Here is a 17,200-nt window from a genome sequence, read left to right as displayed (position 1 = left end):
TGCCGGCCGCTGGCCGGCAATCCCCTCCAACCTGCCATGCCGGTTGCCGGCCAGCGGCCGGCACCACCCGCACCCGCGGCAATTGCCGAAATCGCGTCAACACCTTGACGCGGCCTGCCTATAATGGCCGCCTCGATCAAGGAGTGACGACATGAGCGGTCCGGCACGGCGGAAGCGGTGGAGATGGGCGGCGGCGGTACTGGCAGGAAGCCTGTTGCTGGGCCTGGCCGGCTGCCGCAATGACAGCGGGCAGCTGCCCAAGGCCAGCGGTGAAGCCATCACCGCCAAGGCCGAGCAGGTGAAGGAATTCACCCTTCTGCGCGCCTACCCGGACCAGAAGAATGACGGCCTGTCGCTGGCGCTGGAGTTCTCGCGCCCGCTGGTCGGCACCCAGGATTTCGACACGCTGGTGCGCTTCGAGGAGAAGGTCGGCACCGACGACAGCAGCTGGACGCTGTCCGATGACGGCCTGACCCTGCGCTACCCGTTCGTCGAGGCCGGCAAGGAATTCAGCCTGGTGGTCTCGCCGGACCTGCTGGCCGCCGATGGCAGCAGGCTGGGCAAGGAACTGAAGCAGAAGGTGTTCAGTGGCGAGCTGAAGCCGGTGGTTGGGTTCGCCTCGCAGGGCAGCGTGCTGCCGGCCAAGGACAGCCGTGGCCTGCCGGTGGTCTCGGTGAACGTGCCGGAAGTGGACGTCGAGTTCCTGCGCGTGCGCGAGAAGGACCTGCCGACCTTCTTCAGCCAGTACCAGCGCGGTGGCCGCCGTGGCAGCTGGGAGCTCAGCAGCGACTACGAGCGCAGCCCGATCAACAAGCTGGCCGAGCCGGTCTACGTCAACCGCTTCATCCTTGGCGGCAAGCAGAACGAGCGGGTGCTGACCTACCTGCCGACGCAGGACATCAAGGAACTGCAGGAGCCGGGCCTGTACTTCGCACTGCTCAAGCGCACCGGCGACTATGAGGGCGAATTCGATACCGCGTTCTTCTCGGTCAGTGACATCGGCCTGCACACCCGCGCCTACAAGGACAAGCTGTTCGTGCATACCGCCGGTCTCAAGGACGGCGCGCCGCTGAAGGGCATCGACCTGCGCGTGCTCGACGCCAAGGGCGAGGTGGTGCTGAAGGGCAGCACCGACGGCAACGGCAATGCGCTGCTGAACTACACCCTGGATGCCACCCACGTGCTGGTCGCCAGCAGCGGCAAGGACACCAGCTTCCTGCCGTTCAACCAGCCAGCGCTGGACCTGAGCGAATTCGCCGTGGCCGGCCGCGACAACGCATGGTTCGATGTCTATGCCTGGTCCGGCCGCGACCTGTACCGCCCGGGCGAGACCGTGCGCCTGTCCGCGCTGCTGCGTGACAACGATGGCAAGCCGGTCAAGGCGCAACCGGTGTTCCTGCGCCTGAAGCAGCCCGACGGCAAGACGTTCCGCGAGACCCGCCTGCAGCCGGGTGACCAGGGCTACATCAATTTCGAGCAGGTGATCCCCGCCGAGGCGCCGACCGGGCGCTGGCAGGTCGAGTTCCGCACCGACCCGGCCAGCAAGGAAGCGATCCAGGGCATGACCCTGCGCATCGAGGAGTTCCTGCCCGAGCGCATGAAACTGGACCTGGACAGCGCGCAGAAGACGCTGAAGCCGGGTGAGGACCTGCGCCTGCAGGCCAATGGTGCCTATCTGTACGGGGCACCGGCCGATGGCAACCGCTTCACCGCGCGCATGGCGGTGGCCGCCGAGCAGCAGCCGGTGGAAGGCCTGCCGGGCTACTTCTTCGGTGACCCGACCCTGCAGCTGCCGCGCGAAGCCAAGGACGTGATCGACACCACGCTACCGGCCAACGGCCAGCTGCGCGAGGACGTGGCATTGCCGGAAGAGGCGGCCAAGGCCAAGGCACCGATTGCCGTGGTGCTGTCCGGCAGCCTGTATGAAACCGGTGGCCGCACGGTCACCCGTACCCTGAAGCGGGTGATGTGGCCGGCCAACGCGCTGGTCGGCGTTCGCCCGCTGTTCAACCCCGAGGACGGTGCCGACTCCAACGGCAACGCGCGCTTCGAGCTGATGCGCGTGGATGCCACCGGCGCGCCGCAGCCGGCCAAGGGCCTGAAGATCACCCTGGTGCGGGAACTGCGCGACTACCACTGGACCTTCAACGACAACCGTTGGGACTACGATTTCACCCGCCGTTTCGAGAACAAGGAAACGCGCACCGTCGATGCCGGCGGCAGCGCGGTCGCCTTCGATTTCCCGGTGGAGTGGGGCGAGTACCGGGTGGACGTGTTCGATCCGTCCACCGGCCTGACCAGCCGCTATCCGTTCCGTGCGGGCTGGAGCTGGGGTGATGACAACCGTGGCCTGGACGCGCGCCCTGACAAGATCAAGCTGGGCCTGGACAAGACCAGCTACAAGGCAGGCGACACGCTCGAAGTGACGGTGACCCCGCCGCACGCCGGCAAGGGCATCCTGATGGTCGAGACCGACCGCATGCTGTACGTGCAGGGCATCGACGCCAAGCCGGGGTCGACCTTCAAGATTCCGGTCACCGCTGACTGGGAACGCCACGACGTCTACATCACCGCGCTGGTGTTCCGTGGCGGCAGTGCGCCGAGCAAGATCACCCCGGCCCGTGCTGTGGGTGTGGTGCACGTTCCGATGGACCGCAAGGGCCGCACCGTGGCGGTTGGCCTGGCTGCGCCCAAGCAGATGCGGCCGGAGCAGGACCTGCCGGTGACGGTCAGTGCACCGCAGCTGGCGGGCAAGATGGCGCACGTCACCGTCTCGGCGGTGGATGTAGGCATCCTCAACATCACCCGCTTCCCGGTGCCCGACGCCGGCGCGCACTTCTTCGCCCAGCGTCGCCTCGGCATCGATGCCTACGACATCTACAGCCGGGTGATCGAGAGCTTCGATGGCGGCAGCGGCAAGCTGAAGTTTGGTGGCGACATGGCGCTGCAGGCGCTGCCGCAGGCCAAGCGCCCGACCGCACGCGTGCAGACCGTGGACCTGTTCTCCGGCCCGGTGCAGCTCGATGCCAAGGGCATCGCCCGCATCCGCCTGAAGGTGCCGGACTTCAACGGCACCCTGCGCGTATCGGCGCTGGTCTACAGCGATGACCAGTACGGCAAGCGCGATGTGGAGACCGTGGTGCGCGCGCCGATCCTGGCCGAAGCCAGCATGCCGCGCGTCCTGGCCCCGGGCGACCGCAGCACCGTGACCTTGGACGTGCAGAACTTCACCGGCAAGCCGGGGCAGTTCAACGTGAAGGTGGAAACCGAGGGCCCGCTGAACCTGGGCGAGGGCAGCCGCAGCGTGCAGTTGAATGCCGACGCCAAGACCACGTTGAGCTTCCCGCTTTCGGCACGCGAGGGCCACAGTGTGGCCAAGGTGCGGGTGCGGGTGGACGGCAACGGCTTCAAGGCCGATCGCCGTTACGACCTGCCGGTGCGTGCGGCGTGGCCGCAGGTGCTGCGTTCGCAGGTGCGCACGCTTGATCCGTTGGCCGCGGTCAGCCTCGACAACAGCCTGACCGATGGCCTGATGTCGGAGTCGGTCAATGCCCGCCTGCTGGTCAGCCCGCTGCCGCCGATTCCGTTCGCCAGTGCACTGCAGGGCGCGCTGAATTATCCATATGGCTGTGCCGAGCAGACCACCAGCAAGGGTTACGCGGCGCTGATCCTGGACCAGGCGACGTCGTCGATGCTCGGTGCCGACGGCCTGGATGCCAAGACCCGTCGCGAGCGCATGGAAGGTGCGTTCGGTCGCCTGGCGTCGATGCAGGTGGCCAACGGCAACTTCTCGATGTGGGGTGACGACGGCTACGTGAACCCGTGGCTGACCCCGTACATCACCGAGTTCCTGCTCGATGCCAAGGACGCCGGCTTCGCGGTGCCCGACAACGTGCTGCAGAAGGCGCTCAACCGGCTTAGCGAGGATCTACTGTCCGGCGGCAACCAGTTCTACGGCCAGGACGACCGCGAGAAGCTGAAGTTCGCCAACCAGGCCTATTCGGGCTACGTGCTGGCCCGGGTCAACCGTGCACCGCTCGGTACCCTGCGCACGCTGTACGACAACGAGCGCAGCAAGGCGGTGGGCGGCCTGTCGCTGGTCCACCTGGGCGTGGCGCTGTCACTGCAGGGCGATGCCAAGCGTGGCCAGGCCGCGCTGGCGGCGGCCTTTGCCAAGTCCAGCAGCGAGCGCCCCTCGTACTTCGGCGACTACGGCAGTGCGATCCGTGATGACGCGCTGATGATCGCGCTGACCCACGAAAACAAGTTGGCCAAGCCGGCCTGGGATGCACGTGCGGTTGACCTCGGCCGCGGCCTGGATGCGCGCCGCAATGCCGGCTGGATGTGGCTGAGCACGCAGGAACAGGTGGCGATTGCACGTCTCGGCAAGGCGCTCGCCGCCAACCAGAAGGCGCTGGTGGCCGGTGAACTGGTGATCGGTGGCAACAGCGAAGCCATCGGCGAGCGCAAGCTGTTCGGCAGCAACTTCAGCGCCAGTGAGCTGGCCAGCGGTGTGCGCTTCACTCCGCAGGGGCAGCCGCCGATGTTCGCCAGCATCGACGTGGCCGGCATCCCGCGCAGCGCACCGGCGCCGGACAACAGCGTGCTGGGTATTGAACGGAGCTACTTCGGTACCGATGGCAAACCGTGGTCGCCGCGACCGCTGAAGGAAGGCGAAGCACTGATCGTGCGCGTCACCGTCACCGCCGACACCACGATGCCCGATGCGCTGCTGACCGATCTGCTGCCGGCGGGCCTGGAGATCGAGAACTTCAACCTGGGCGACGCCAAGCAGTGGGCCGATGTGGTGGTCGATGGCATCACCATCAGCGACCGCGGTGAAGCGGCCGATACCAAGCACGAAGAGTTCCGCGACGACCGCTATGTGGCCGCGCTGAAGCTCTCGCGTGGCAGCAAGGCCAACGTGTTCTACCTGGTGCGCGCGGTGACCCCGGGTACCTACTCGGTGCCGCCACCGCTGGTGGAGGACATGTACCGGCCGCAGCTGCGTGGCGTTGGCCGCAGCAACCCGACCACGATCACGGTGGTACAGCCGTGACCGCGCGGACGGGCCGCGACGGCGCGGCCCGTCCTGCTGGCAACCTGCAATGAAGAACACGATGACGACCCGGCTGGCGGCCCTGCGCCGCCGGTGGCGGCCGCTGTGGCCGTGGCTGCGTTGGGGCATGGCCGCCACGCTGGCACTGCTGCTGGTGCTGGATTTCGCCTTCCCGCCCCCGCTGCCGAAGCAGCGCGAAACCAGCACTCTGGTGGTGGCCGCCGACGGCACGCCACTGCGTGCGTTCGCCGATGCCGAGGGCGTGTGGCGTTATCCTGCCTCGATCGACAGCGTCTCGCCGCTGTACCTGCAGGCGTTGCTGACCTACGAAGACCGCTGGTTCTGGCGCCATCCGGGGATCAACCCGGTGGCGATGCTGCGTGCCAGCGGCCAGCTGCTGCGCGGCGGCCGCATCGTGTCCGGCGGTTCGACCCTGACCATGCAGGTGGCGCGCATTCTCGACCCGCACTCGCGCACGCCTTGGGGCAAACTCAAGCAGATGCTGCGCGCGGTGCAGCTGGAAGTGCACCTGAGCAAGCAGCAGATCCTGGCCCTGTATCTGGAGCGCGCGCCCTACGGCGGCACCATCGAAGGCGTGGAAGCGGCCAGCTGGGCCTATCTGGGTAAGCCGGCGGCGCAGCTGTCACATGCCGAGGCCGCGTTGCTGGCGGTGCTGCCGCAGGCGCCGAGCCGGCTGCGCCCGGACCGCCACCCGGAAGCGGCACAGAAGGCACGCGACAAGGTGTTGTCACGCATGGCCGAGCTGGGCGCGTGGACAGCCGAAGAGGTGGATGATGCGCGCATCGAGAACGTGGTGGCGCGCTCGCTGCGGCCGCCGCTGCACGCCGCGTTGCTGGCGCAGCGCCTGCATTCGGCGCATCCGGGCCGGGCACGCATCCAGAGCAGCATCGACATCGGCCTGCAGCGCACGCTGGAGGAACGCGTGGCCAGCTATTTCTCGACGCTGCCCGAGCGCACCTCGGCCGCGCTGCTGGTGGTCGACAACCAGACCCTGCAGGCGCGTGCCTATGTCGGTACGTTGTCCTTTGGCGACCGCCAGCGGCTTGGCCACGTGGACATGGTGCAGGCCTGGCGTTCGCCCGGCTCCACGCTCAAGCCATTTCTCTACGCGATGGCACTGGATGATGGCCTGATCCATTCGGAGAGCCTGCTGGTCGACGCGCCGCAGAGTTTCGGCAGCTATCGCCCCGGCAACTTCGACATGGCCTTCAACGGACCGATCGGCGCGTCCAGTGCATTGCGCCTGTCGCTCAACGTACCCTCGGTAGATCTGCTGCAACGGGTCGGTGCTGCGCGTTTCGCCGCTCGCCTGTCGCACTCCGGCATCCAGCTGCGTTTCCCGCCGGGCAGCACGCCTAATCTGTCGCTGATCCTTGGCGGCACCGGCGCGCGGTTGGAAGACCTGGTCGGCGCGTTCGCCGCGCTCAACCGCAATGGCATCGCCGGGCGCGTGCGTTACACCGACGATGAGCCAATGATCGAGCGGCGCCTCGCTTCGCCCGGCGCCAGCTGGATCGTGCGCGAGATGCTGGAATCGAATCCGCGGCCGGGGTACAGCGTCGGGACGTTCGATGTCGGTGGCCGCCCGCGCGTGGCGTGGAAGACCGGCACCAGCTACGGGTACCGCGATGCGTGGGCGATTGGCAGCACCCGCCACTACACCGTGGGCGTGTGGGTGGGCCGGCCGGACGGCACACCGCTACCGGGCCAGTACGGCGCGGTGACCGCGCTGCCGCTGATGTTCGAGGTGGTGGACAGCCTGCCGCGCCAGCGCGGTGATTCGGCGGCCGCGCCGATGCCGGCCAGCGTCAGCCAGGAAGACATCTGCTGGCCGACTGGTGAGCGTGCCGAAGGCCTGCCTGCTGCGCTCTGCCAGCGGCTGATGCCAGCCTATCTGCTGGAAGGCGCGGCACCACCGACCTTCCCCGAACGCGAGGCACGGCGCTGGCAACCAGGTCGGCAGCGCTACCTTGCCGACGCGCGTACCGGGCTGCGCGTGTCGGCCGATTGCCGCTTGCCGCACGAAGAAGTCGCGCGCGAGATCGCGCGCTGGCCAGCGTTGCTGTCGCCATGGCTGTCCAAGGCCACGCGCGAAGCCTCGCAGCTCCCGGCGCTGTCGCCGGACTGCCGTGATGATGGCCGCGAGGCCAGCGTTGCGCTGCACATCGATGGGCTCAACGATGGCGCCACGCTGGCGCGCGCGCCGAATTCGGAACATGGCGTACGCCTGCAGCTGCGCGCGCTGGGCAGCGAGCAGGCGGTGGAGTGGCTGCTGGATGGACGCTGGATTGCACAGACCCACGGCGCGCAGCTGATGCAGCGAGAGTTCGCCGAACCCGGCACGCACACCCTGACCGCGTTGGCAGCCGACGGCGCCTGGACGCAGGTGCGGTTCAACGTCCTGCGCTAGATGCCGACCTTGGATGGCACTTCCCGCATGTTGTCACGCTGCTGTAGAGCCGAGCCCATGCTCGGCTGCTCCTGCGACGTGCGTGCAGCGGTCAGCCGAGCATGGGCTCGGCTCTACAACGCCGTAGATGGCAGCGATCGCGTGGCGTAGCGATTACTCCCCGATCCACCCGTCCAGCAGGTCGGCGAACTCGTCGGCATGTTCTTCCTCCTGCGCCAGGATCTCTTCAAGGATGCGCTTGGTGGTGGTATCGCGGTCACCGATGAAGTTGATCATCTCGCGATAGCTGTCGATGGCGATGCGCTCGGCCACCAGGTTCTCGCGCACCATGTCGCGCAGGTCGCTGCCTTCCTTGTATTCGGCGTGCGAACGCGCGGTCAGCGTATCCGGGTTGAGATCCGGCTCGCCGCCCAGCTGGACGATGCGCTCGGCCAGCTTGCCGGCATGCGCCTGCTCCTGCCGTGCATGCTCGAGGAACTCGGCTTTCACCGCGTCGGCCAGCATGCCCTTGGCCATGAAGTAGTGCCGGTAGTAGCGCAGAACGCAGACGTACTCGGTGGCCAGTGCGTCGTTGAGCAGCTTGATCACCACCTCGCGGTCAGCGCTGTAGCTGTCGGTGATCGCACCATCTTCGATGTTGCGCCGGGCGCGTTCGCGCAGGGTCTTGCGGTCGCTGATGCCGGCAATTTCCGCGGCGGGCTTGCTGGCTTTGGCTGGCTGCGTGGACATGGCTGGCCGTTTCCTTCTGCGGTGGGGAATCAGGTGGGGAGATGCTCCAGCACGTACTCGGCCGAAGACACTTCGAACTGGCCGGGCTGTTCAACCCAGGCCTCTCGAACTACGCCGTCGTCGACGTACAGGGCAAAACGACGCGAGCGGATTCCCATGCCCGACGCGCTCGCATCAAGCTCCAGACCCAGGGCGCGGGTCAGCTCGGCATTGCCGTCGGACAGCATCAGAAGGCCGTCGGGCACGCTCTGGTCGGCGGCCCAGGCCTTCATCACGAACGGGTCGTTGACGGCCATGCAGTATACGTCGATGCCGCGCTGGCGGAAGGCCTCGAACTTTTCGACGTAGCCGGGAAGGTGACGTGCCGAGCACGTCGGGGTGAACGCGCCGGGCACGGCGAACAGCACCACCTTGCGCGCATCGAACAACGAATGCGTATCAAGCGTTTCAATGCCCTCGCGGATGCGCTTGAGGGTCACTTCCGGAATGCGGTCGCCGACATGGATGGTCATGGGAACTCCTTGCTGGGGCAGGCTAGTGGGCCGGATGGGAGAGGGGCGTCAAGACATTGGAAACCCGGTGTGCAGGCTCCATCTTCCGGCTTTGTGGCAGGGGCTTCCAGCCACAGCGTGGCGCACGGGGATGGCAGCCGCATTGCGCAGGATCAGTCGGCCTCACCGGGGCCGCACGAGGGGCGGCGTACCCTCGCAGGCGCGTAGAATGAACCCGGGGCGGCGCCACCGGCGCGGCCGAAGCGAATCGAGGTAGCTGGATGGAATTCAAGGATTACTACGCCACCCTGGGGGTGGAACCGAGCGCGGGCGAGGCGGAGATCAAGACCGCCTACCGCCGGCTGGCACGCAAGTACCACCCGGACGTCAGCAAGGAGGCCGGGGCCGAAGACAAGTTCAAGGCGGTCAACGAGGCCTACGAGGCGCTGCGTGATCCGGAAAAGCGCGCGGCCTACGACCAGCTGCGCGCGCAGGGCTATCGCCCGGGCGAGGAGTTCAACGTACCGCCGAACTACGGCGGCGCCGGTGGTTTCAATTTCGAGGAAGTGTTCGGTGGCGGCGGCCCCAACGGCGGCTTCAGCGACTTCTTCGAAAGCCTGTTCGCGCGCCAGCGCGGTGGAGCGGGCGCGGGGGCCGGTCCGGGCTTCAGCAGCCAGGGCCATGCGCCCAACCGCGATACCCGCGCCAAGCTGTCGGTGCCACTGGAAGCGGCCTACAGCGGCGACAGCCTGCGCATCACCGTCAACGGCAAGCAGCTGGACGTGCGCGTGCCCAAGGGCATCCGCCCGGGCCAGGTGATCCGCCTGGCAGGGCAGGGCAACCATGGCGGCAATCTGCTGCTGGAGGTGGAATACGCCGCCCACCCGCAGTTCGAGGTCGATGGTCGCAACATCCTCTATACGCTGCCGCTCACGCCGTGGCAGGCCGCGCTGGGCACCAGCATCAGCGTGCCGACCCTGGGTGGTGCGGTGGAACTCAAGATTCCGGCCGATTCCGATGCCGGCCGCAAGCTGCGCCTGCGTGGCCGTGGCCTGCCGGGCAGCCCGGACGGCGACCAGATCGTCGAAATCGAGATCGTGGCCCCGGCTGCGACCGATGAGGCGCAGAAGAAGGCGTACCGCAATCTGGCCAAGGCGTTCGGCGAAACGATCTGAGATCGATTCTGGTGGGTGTGGACCTCGGTCCACACCCACCAGAATGGTTCAGCCCTGCCCGGCGAACACCCGTTCCAGCACCTCGGACAGTTCATCTTCCGAGAACGGCTTGGTGATGTAGGCCTTGGCGCCCTGGCGCATGCCCCACATGCGGTCGGTGTCCTGGTCCTTGGTGGTCACCAGGATCACCGGAATGTGCCGGGTCGCCTCGTCGCGGGCGAGGGTGCGGGTGGCCTGGAAGCCATTGAGGTTGGGCATCACCACGTCCATCAGGACCAGGTCGGGCAGCTCGGCCTTGGCGGTTTCGACCCCGGCGGCGCCATCGGTGGCGGTCAGGATCTGGTGCCCGAGCTTCTCGACGATGCGCTGTATCCCCAACAGCTGCGACGGTGAGTCGTCGACGATCAGAATGCGTGCCATGTTGTTCCCCATGTAATGCCCGCAGTGTAGTGCGGGCCCATTACCGGCGGGAGGGCCGCGTCTGCCGTCCGTCGCCCGCCTGCGACGTTCAGTCGATCCGTACCACGGTGCGACCCAGCGAACCGCCCGCCAGCATCCGTTCGAATACGGCAGGAAGGCCATCGAGGCCGACTTCGGCGGTGCAGATGCGGTCCAGGTGCTGCGGCTTCCAGTCACTACCCAGCCGCGACCACACTTCCTCACGCAGTCCGCGTGGCGCATTGGCCGAGGACACGCCCAGCAGCGAGACACCGCGCAGGATGAACGGCATCACCGTCATGTCCAGCGTCGGACTGGCTGCCAGGCCGGCACTGACGACGCTGCCGTAGGGCACGGTCTGCGCCAGCAGGCTGGCCAGCATGTCGCCTCCGGCATTATCGAGGCCACCCCCGAAGCGGGCCGACTGCAGCGCGCCGGTGTCGGCCAGCGCGTCGCGCGGCAGTACCTCGGTGGCGCCGATGCTGCGCAGGAATCCTGCCTGGTCCGGCTTGCCGCTGACCGCGTGCACGCTGTAGCCGGCACGGCTGAAGATGGACAGCGCCAGCGCACCGACACCGCCGCTGGCACCAGTGACCGCCAGCGGGCCGAGTTCCGGGGTCTGCCGGTTGTCCTGCATGCGCAGTAGGGCCAGCGCCGCAGTGAAGCCGGCGGTGCCCAGCACCATCGCCTCGCGTGGGGTCAGCCCGGCCGGCTGGGCGATCACCGCGCGCGATTCCAGCCGCACGTACTGGCTGTAGCCGCCGTCGCGGGTCTCGCTGAGGCCGCAGCCGGTGGCCAGCACCGCGTCGCCTTCACGCCAGTCCGGGTCGGTGCTGGCGACCACGGTGCCGGCCACATCGATGCCGCCCACCAGCGGGAAGCGGCGCAGGATCTTCCCTTTTCCAGTACCGGCCAGCGCGTCCTTGTAGTTGACCGAGGACCAGTGGGCGCGGATCAGCACCTGGCCGGGGTTGAGGTCGTCGACCCCGAGCCGGACCAGGCCGCTGCGATAGCCGGCGTCGTCGTTTTCGATGCGGAAGGCGGTGAACGGGGTGGTGGGGGCCATCGGCGTTGCCTGACTTCGAGGAAAACGCCACCTTACCCCGTTGCCCCCCTTTCGATCCTGCCGATCCGCCCCATCTTGTATGATCGGTGATGGTTTCACGGCTGGCGGTGCGGGAAGGGCCCGCGCCGCAGCCCAAATCTTGATGGAGCGTGCATGGCCTGGAATACACCCGGCGGCAACAAGGGCGGACAAGGCCCCGAGGACAATCGACGCGGGCCGTTCGGGTCACGCGGCGGTGGCAATGGTGGTGGCTGGGGCGGTTTGCCCGGGCCGCTGAAGGACCTGTTCGACGGCGGCATCGTGCGTTGGGTGGTGGCAGCCGTGGTGCTGCTGGTGCTGTTCTCCAGCTTCCAGCTGATCGGCGAACAGCAGCGCGGTGTGGTGCTGCGCTTCGGCCAGTTCTCGCGCATCCTGCAGCCCGGCCCGAACTTCAAGCTGCCCTGGCCGATCGAATCGGTCACCAAGGTCAATGCCACCGAGATCAAGACGTTCTCGATCCAGGTGCCGGTGCTGACCCGCGACGAGAACATCGTCAACGTCTCGCTGAACGTCCAGTACCGCATCGACGACCCGCAGCAATACCTGTTCGGCACCGTGGATGCCAACCAGGTGCTGGAGCAGTCGGCGCAGAGCGCCGTGCGCGAGGAAGTTGGCCGCGCCGACCTCAACGCCGTGCTGAACAACCGTGGTCCGCTGGCCGTCGCCGCCGAGGAGCGCCTGCAGGCGCTGCTGAAGGCGTTCAAGACCGGCCTGACCGTGACCGGCCTGACCCTGCAGGACGCCCGTCCGCCGGAGGAAGTGAAGCCGGCCTTCGACGAGGTCAACGGTGCCCAGCAGGTCAAGGAACGCCTGATCAACGAGGCCCAGGCCTATGCCGCCAAGGTCGTGCCGGAAGCCCGGGGCCAGGCCTCGCGCGCCCGTACCACCGCCGAAGGCTACAAGCAGGCCGTGGTGTCCAAGGCCGAGGGTGACGCGCAGCGCTTCAGCCTGTTGCAGGCCCAGTACAAGGACGCTCCGGAAGTGACCCGCAAGCGCCTGTGGCTGGAGACCGTGCAGCAGGTGCTGAGCGAGAACCGCAAGGTGATCGGTGGCGATGGCCGCCAGCTGATCTACGTGCCGATGACCGGCGATACCCGTCCCAGCACGTCGGCTCCGGCCGCAGTGGCCAACCCGGACGTGGTGATGCCGTCGCTGCCGGGTGCAGCGGCGGAAGCTTCCCGTGATCCGGGCCGGCCGGTGGGCCGCCCGACCGGGCGACCGAGCGGCCGTGAGGAGGGCAGCCGATGAAGAGTCCTATCTGGATCGCCGTGATCGTGGCGGTGGTGCTGGGCCTGCTCGGCTCGGTGTACGTGGTCCGTGAGGACCAGACCGCCATGGTGCTGAACCTGGGCAAGGTGGTGCGTTCGGACATCAAGCCGGGCCTGCACTTCAAGGTGCCGGTGGTGGAAACGGTGAAGGTCTTCGACCGCCGCTTCCAGGTGCTCGACACTGCGCCGGCGCGCTACTTCACCGCCGAGCAGAAGGACGTCAGCGTCGACTTCTTCGCCATCGGCTACATCTCCAACGTGGGTGACTACTTCCGTGCCACCGGCGGCGACCCGCGTGTGGCCAACGCCCGCCTGGCGCCGATCATCACCGACTCGCTGCGCAACCAGATCAACTCGCGCACCCTGCAGCAGCTGGTGTCCGGCGACCGCAGCGAGCTGATCGCCGAGCAGCTGAAGGGCATCAACGAAGCGGTGGCTGGCCTGGGCATGCAGATGATCGACCTGCGCATCAAGCAGGTGGACCTGCCGACCGACAGCCAGGTGATCAACGACGTGTACGAGCGCATGCGCGCCCAGCGCAAGCAGGAAGCGGCCAAGCTGCGTGCAGAGGGCGAGGAGCAGTCGCTGACCATCCGTGCCCAGGCCGACCGCGACAGCACCGTGCTGATCGCCGAGGCCGAGCGTGATGCACAGCGCCTGCGCGGTGAAGGCGATGCCGAGGCGGCCCGCATCTACGGCAAGGCCGGCTCGGCTGATCCGTCGTTCTACGCCTTCTACCGCAGCCTGGAGGCCTACCGTGGCTCCATGACCGACGGCAATGGCGTGATCGTGCTCGACAAGAACGACCCGTTCCTGCAGTACCTGAAGAACGACCGCTGAGGTCGCAGGGCAGTACCCCACGGGGCCCGGCCAGACGCCGGGCCCCGTGCCTTTTCCGGAGTTCCCGATGAAAGATCTGTTTGCCGCCGTCTGCCTGGTCGCGGTGCTGGAAGGCCTGTTCCTGTTCGTCGCCCCGTTCGCCTGGAAGCGCATGGCCGAACGCCTGCTGGACCTGCCCAGCCCGGCCCTGCGCAGCTTCGGCGGGCTGGTGCTGCTGGCCGGCCTGAGCCTGCTGTGGTGGGTGCGGCATTGAGAGGGTAGTGCCGGCCGCTGGCCGGCAACCCGGGATTGCCGGCCAACGGCCGGCACGACCGGGCGGGGCGGCTGACCGGCCGGTGAAGCCGTCCGTCGGAAAGGTGGCACCCGACCCCGGAAACCCGGATAATGCACAAAAGCCGGACGGGCCTCCCCGTCCGGCTTTTTCCGTGTCTGGGCCTTCCATCGTCGGCCGCTCCCCGTTTGGAGCCGCCCTCCAGGTGCTGGCCAGCCCCGCCACGGTTTACCCGTCCGCGGCCCCGATGGCCGCTACAAATCGAGGAGCCCGTCATGGGTCAGTCTGTCGTAGTGTTGGGTGCCCAGTGGGGCGATGAAGGCAAGGGCAAGATCGTCGATCTGCTCACTGAGGAAATCGGCGCCGTCGTGCGCTTCCAGGGCGGCCACAATGCAGGCCACACCCTGGTCATCAACGGCAAGAAGACCGTCCTGCACCTGATCCCGTCGGGCATCCTGCGTGACGACGCGCTGTGCCTGATCGGCAATGGCGTGGTGATCTCGCCGGCCGCGCTGCAGAAGGAAATCGCCGAGCTGGAAGGCTCCGGCGTGGAAGTGCGTTCGCGCCTGAAGATCTCCCCGGCCGCGCCGCTGATCATGCCGTACCACATCGCCCTGGACCAGGCGCGCGAGCGCGCTGCCGGTGGCAAGGCAATCGGCACCACCGGCCGTGGCATCGGCCCGGCCTACGAAGACAAGGTGGCGCGCCGCGGCATCCGCATCGCCGACCTGCACTACCCGAAGCAGCTGGAAGAACTGCTGCGCACTGCGCTGGACTACCACAACTTCGTGCTGACCAAGTATCTGAACACCGATGCGGTCGACTTCCAGAAGACCTTCGACGAGGCGCTGGCCTTCGGCGAATACGTGCAGCCGATGAAGTCCGACGTGGCCGGCATCCTGCACGACCTGCGCAAGCAGGGTAAGCGCGTGCTGTTCGAAGGCGCGCAGGGTGCGCTGCTGGACATCGATCACGGCACCTACCCGTACGTCACCAGCTCCAACACCACCGTCGGTGGTGCGCTGGCCGGTTCCGGCGTCGGCGCCGATTCGATCGACTACGTGCTGGGCATTGCCAAGGCGTACGCCACCCGCGTCGGCGGCGGCCCGTTCCCGACCGAACTGGACGACGAAGTCGGCCAGGGCATCCGTGACCGCGGCGCCGAGTACGGCGCTTCGACCGGCCGCCCGCGTCGCTGCGGCTGGATGGACATCGTCGCGCTGAAGCGCGCCGTGGCCATCAACGGCATCAGCGGCCTGTGCATCACCAAGCTGGACGTGCTGGACGGCATGGAAAAGCTGAAGGTCTGCATCGCCTACGAATACAACGGCAAGCGCACCGAGTACGCGCCGCTGGACGCGCAGGGCTGGGAAGAATGCACCCCGGTGTACCTGGAGTTCCCGGGCTGGAGCGAGAACACCCACGGCATCACCCAGTGGGACGACCTGCCGCCGGCCGCACGCGCCTACCTGCGTTCGCTGGAAGAGCTGGCCGGCTGCCCGATCAGCATCGTCTCCACCGGCCCGGACCGCGACCACACCATGGTGCTGCAGGATCCGTTCGCCTGAGGGCGTGACTGGTAGCGCCGGGCCACGCCCGGCGTCGCTGAAAGAAAAAGCCCCGCGAAAGCGGGGCTTCTTCATTACCGTGTGGGCAGGCCAGCGGGGAAGCGACGCGATGACCAGCATGTCAGCGTGAAAGGCGAGACGGTTCTGTTCGTGCTGGTTCCAGGGGCTGCCTTGGCGGTGTTCACGTTCACCTTGCGGCGCTGGCAGCGCCGGGCGTCGAAGCAGCCGATTTCAGCAGCGGATACGGATTGATCGATTCCCCCTTCCACCACTGCTTCTCCGGCCCCAGTACGTGTACTTCGAAATGCAGGTGCGGGGCCTCCGCGCTGGCATTTCCGGTGCTGCCCACATAACCAATCACATCCCCGCGTTTGATCACCTGCTTTTCGCTCAGGCCATCGGCATAGCGCTGCAGGTGCGCGTAGTAGTAGCACCAGCGTCCGCTGGGCTCGAACTGGTAGATGGTCAGCCCACCGCGCTTGCTGTCGAACAGCTTCTCCACCGTGCCGTCGGCCACCGCGAGTACCGGAGTACCCGCATCGGCCATGATGTCGATGGCATCGTGCACCCGGCCCTCGCTGCGCGCATCGGTGAAGGTGTCGTGCAGCTGCGACGCCTGGATGCCCTGCACCGGCAGCAGCAGGCCGGTTGGCGCATTGGTGGCGCTGGACGGCGACACGGCCGTGGGAGCCGGAGCGCCTACGCGCGGCGTTGCAACCGCAGCCACCGCAGGTTGCACTGCGGGCGGGGAAACCGCCGCTGGCTCACCCGCATCGTGGTGCAGCCACCAGCCTGCACTCAGCCCCAGCAGAACGCCCAGCACGATCAGCTGCGAAAGACGCATCGGCTCACTCCTGCATCACCACGGGTACCGAGGTATCCACCGCATCGGCCACACGCAGCGCATCCCAGTTGGTCATGCGCACGCAGCCATGCGATTCTGTCTTGCCGACGTGGCCGGGTTCGGGTGTGCCATGCAGGCCGTAGTGCGGCTTGGACAGGTCGATCCAGACCCGCCCGACCGGATTGTTCGGGCCCGGCGGCAGCGTCGCCTTCTTTTCGCCCTTGCGCGCATCCCAGAACAGCTTCGGGTTGTAGTGGAACGGCGGGTCGCGATACACGCCGAGAATCTTCCATTCGCCGATCGGCAGCGGATCGTGCTGGCTGCCGGATGAGACAGGCACCTGTGCGATCACTTTGCCCTGCGCATCCAGCAATTGAAGTGTGGAGTCGGACTTGTCGACCACGATCTTCGCCGCCTTCGGCAAGGCCCCCGTTCCGATGTTGGGCACCTGGATGCGGCTGCCGGCCTTGGCCAGATCGACGCCGGGATTGAGTGCCTTCAGCAGCTCAGGGGAGGCGTGGAAGCGCTCGCCCAGGCCTTCTTCCACGCTGCTGAAGCCCAGCGACTTCAGCTTGGCCTGTGCGGCGGGCCCTTTCGGTATGGCCTGGAACGGGCCGGCAACATCTTCAGCCGTGAGCGTGTAGCTTGCCAGCGGCGTGATCGTATCGGCCTGCAGGGCCTTCCAGGTAGCGTCATCCAGTTCACCCGTTACGCTCAGCCCATGCGCCGCCTGGAAGCCCGACACCGCGCGCCGCTGGTTGCTGCCCACTTCGCCATCGATCTGGCCGGGGGAAAAATTCGCGCGATCCAGCAGCACCTGGGCGTGCAGGACAGAGCGGGGTGCGGTGTCCGGTCCTGCCTTCTCGGCAATGGGGGCAGGCAGGCCAGGCGGCGGCGCCTGCGCGAAGGCAGGTGATGCCAGCAGCGAGAGAGCGAGCAGGGCGGATCGGGGCATGGGTAACGGCATCGGGGACTCCAGCA

At 67.4% G+C, this 17,200-nt stretch carries 13 protein-coding genes; 7 read left to right on the top strand and 6 right to left on the bottom strand.

Translation table 11 applies throughout. The features are described from left to right. Window positions 1-151: 151 nt before the first annotated feature. Together AC5P8C_RS19230 and pbpC are read left to right on the top strand one after the other, a co-directional pair. Window positions 152-5,059: an alpha-2-macroglobulin family protein gene (locus AC5P8C_RS19230; protein ID WP_495219251.1), complete on the top strand. Its 4,908-nt coding sequence runs from the start codon at window positions 152-154 to the stop codon at window positions 5,057-5,059. 49 nt (window positions 5,060-5,108) lie between these two features. Next, window positions 5,109-7,490 (top strand): penicillin-binding protein 1C, encoded by a 2,382-nt coding sequence (gene pbpC / locus AC5P8C_RS19225; RefSeq protein ID WP_495219250.1) that lies wholly within the window; start codon window positions 5,109-5,111, stop codon window positions 7,488-7,490. A gap of 153 nt (window positions 7,491-7,643) precedes the next feature. Here the strand turns inward: pbpC and AC5P8C_RS19220 are convergent, their stop codons facing one another. Beyond that, window positions 7,644-8,219, bottom strand: coding sequence for a ferritin-like domain-containing protein (locus AC5P8C_RS19220; protein WP_495219249.1), 576 nt, complete (start codon window positions 8,217-8,219; stop codon window positions 7,644-7,646). Window positions 8,220-8,248: 29 nt separating this feature from the next. Further along, window positions 8,249-8,731, bottom strand: coding sequence for a peroxiredoxin (locus tag AC5P8C_RS19215; RefSeq protein WP_005410646.1), 483 nt, complete (start codon window positions 8,729-8,731; stop codon window positions 8,249-8,251). Window positions 8,732-8,991: 260 nt separating this feature from the next. On the opposite strand from AC5P8C_RS19215, the gene AC5P8C_RS19210 reads away from it, so the two are divergent. Next, complete coding sequence (locus tag AC5P8C_RS19210; RefSeq protein WP_019660038.1) at window positions 8,992-9,885, top strand: DnaJ C-terminal domain-containing protein; 894 nt, start codon at window positions 8,992-8,994, stop codon at window positions 9,883-9,885. 48 nt (window positions 9,886-9,933) lie between these two features. On the opposite strand, the gene pilH is transcribed toward AC5P8C_RS19210, so the two are convergent. Both pilH and AC5P8C_RS19200 read right to left on the bottom strand, forming a co-directional pair. Further along, window positions 9,934-10,305, bottom strand: a complete 372-nt coding sequence (gene pilH / locus AC5P8C_RS19205) for a twitching motility response regulator PilH (protein WP_005410644.1) — start codon at window positions 10,303-10,305, stop codon at window positions 9,934-9,936. Between the two features lie 88 nt (window positions 10,306-10,393). Then, window positions 10,394-11,389, bottom strand: a complete 996-nt coding sequence (locus tag AC5P8C_RS19200) for a YhdH/YhfP family quinone oxidoreductase (protein ID WP_005410643.1) — start codon at window positions 11,387-11,389, stop codon at window positions 10,394-10,396. A 153-nt stretch (window positions 11,390-11,542) separates the two neighbouring features. On the opposite strand from AC5P8C_RS19200, the gene hflK reads away from it, so the two are divergent. The 4 genes from hflK (at window position 11,543) to AC5P8C_RS19180 (ending at window position 15,375) form a co-directional block, all read left to right on the top strand. After that, complete coding sequence (hflK, locus tag AC5P8C_RS19195) at window positions 11,543-12,676, top strand: FtsH protease activity modulator HflK (RefSeq protein WP_005410642.1); 1,134 nt, start codon at window positions 11,543-11,545, stop codon at window positions 12,674-12,676. After that, window positions 12,673-13,536 carry a protease modulator HflC gene (hflC, locus tag AC5P8C_RS19190; protein WP_019660037.1) on the top strand — a complete coding sequence of 288 codons (864 nt, stop codon included), beginning with the start codon at window positions 12,673-12,675 and terminating at the stop codon, window positions 13,534-13,536. Before hflK ends, hflC begins: the two co-directional genes overlap by 4 nt. Before the next feature lie 67 nt (window positions 13,537-13,603). Next, a complete protein-coding gene (locus AC5P8C_RS19185) occupies window positions 13,604-13,789 on the top strand; it encodes a DUF2065 domain-containing protein (RefSeq protein ID WP_005414170.1) in 186 nt (61 codons plus the stop codon). A gap of 293 nt (window positions 13,790-14,082) precedes the next feature. Next, on the top strand, window positions 14,083-15,375 hold the full coding sequence (locus tag AC5P8C_RS19180; protein ID WP_019660036.1) for an adenylosuccinate synthase: 1,293 nt from the start codon (window positions 14,083-14,085) through the stop codon (window positions 15,373-15,375). Between the two features lie 187 nt (window positions 15,376-15,562). Here the strand turns inward: AC5P8C_RS19180 and AC5P8C_RS19175 are convergent, their stop codons facing one another. Together AC5P8C_RS19175 and AC5P8C_RS19170 are read right to left on the bottom strand one after the other, a co-directional pair. Continuing rightward, the gene (locus tag AC5P8C_RS19175; protein WP_019660035.1) at window positions 15,563-16,219 is read right to left on the bottom strand and encodes a M23 family metallopeptidase; all 657 of its coding nucleotides are present in this window, start codon (window positions 16,217-16,219) and stop codon (window positions 15,563-15,565) included. 4 nt (window positions 16,220-16,223) lie between these two features. Beyond that, window positions 16,224-17,186: a L,D-transpeptidase family protein gene (locus tag AC5P8C_RS19170; RefSeq protein ID WP_233653866.1), complete on the bottom strand. Its 963-nt coding sequence runs from the start codon at window positions 17,184-17,186 to the stop codon at window positions 16,224-16,226. Window positions 17,187-17,200: the final 14 nt, after the last annotated feature.

It is taken from the genome of Stenotrophomonas sp. YJH_SMC_46 (genome assembly GCF_059370315.1).
The sequence above is the reverse complement of the archived record's forward strand: the minus strand, read 5'-3'. Positions and strand labels throughout refer to the sequence as shown.

What these genes read in the sequence shown, in the direction of transcription:
- AC5P8C_RS19230 (WP_495219251.1), top strand. Translation starts at nt 152, where the DNA reads ATGAGCGGTCCGGCACGGCGGAAGCGGTGGAGATGGGCGGCGGCGGTA.
- pbpC (WP_495219250.1), top strand. Translation starts at nt 5,109, where the DNA reads ATGAAGAACACGATGACGACCCGGCTGGCGGCCCTGCGCCGCCGGTGG.
- AC5P8C_RS19220 (WP_495219249.1), bottom strand. Translation starts at nt 8,219, where the DNA reads ATGTCCACGCAGCCAGCCAAAGCCAGCAAGCCCGCCGCGGAAATTGCC.
- AC5P8C_RS19215 (WP_005410646.1), bottom strand. Translation starts at nt 8,731, where the DNA reads ATGACCATCCATGTCGGCGACCGCATTCCGGAAGTGACCCTCAAGCGC.
- AC5P8C_RS19210 (WP_019660038.1), top strand. Translation starts at nt 8,992, where the DNA reads ATGGAATTCAAGGATTACTACGCCACCCTGGGGGTGGAACCGAGCGCG.
- pilH (WP_005410644.1), bottom strand. Translation starts at nt 10,305, where the DNA reads ATGGCACGCATTCTGATCGTCGACGACTCACCGTCGCAGCTGTTGGGG.
- AC5P8C_RS19200 (WP_005410643.1), bottom strand. Translation starts at nt 11,389, where the DNA reads ATGGCCCCCACCACCCCGTTCACCGCCTTCCGCATCGAAAACGACGAC.
- hflK (WP_005410642.1), top strand. Translation starts at nt 11,543, where the DNA reads ATGGCCTGGAATACACCCGGCGGCAACAAGGGCGGACAAGGCCCCGAG.
- hflC (WP_019660037.1), top strand. Translation starts at nt 12,673, where the DNA reads ATGAAGAGTCCTATCTGGATCGCCGTGATCGTGGCGGTGGTGCTGGGC.
- AC5P8C_RS19185 (WP_005414170.1), top strand. Translation starts at nt 13,604, where the DNA reads ATGAAAGATCTGTTTGCCGCCGTCTGCCTGGTCGCGGTGCTGGAAGGC.
- AC5P8C_RS19180 (WP_019660036.1), top strand. Translation starts at nt 14,083, where the DNA reads ATGGGTCAGTCTGTCGTAGTGTTGGGTGCCCAGTGGGGCGATGAAGGC.
- AC5P8C_RS19175 (WP_019660035.1), bottom strand. Translation starts at nt 16,219, where the DNA reads ATGCGTCTTTCGCAGCTGATCGTGCTGGGCGTTCTGCTGGGGCTGAGT.
- AC5P8C_RS19170 (WP_233653866.1), bottom strand. Translation starts at nt 17,186, where the DNA reads ATGCCGTTACCCATGCCCCGATCCGCCCTGCTCGCTCTCTCGCTGCTG.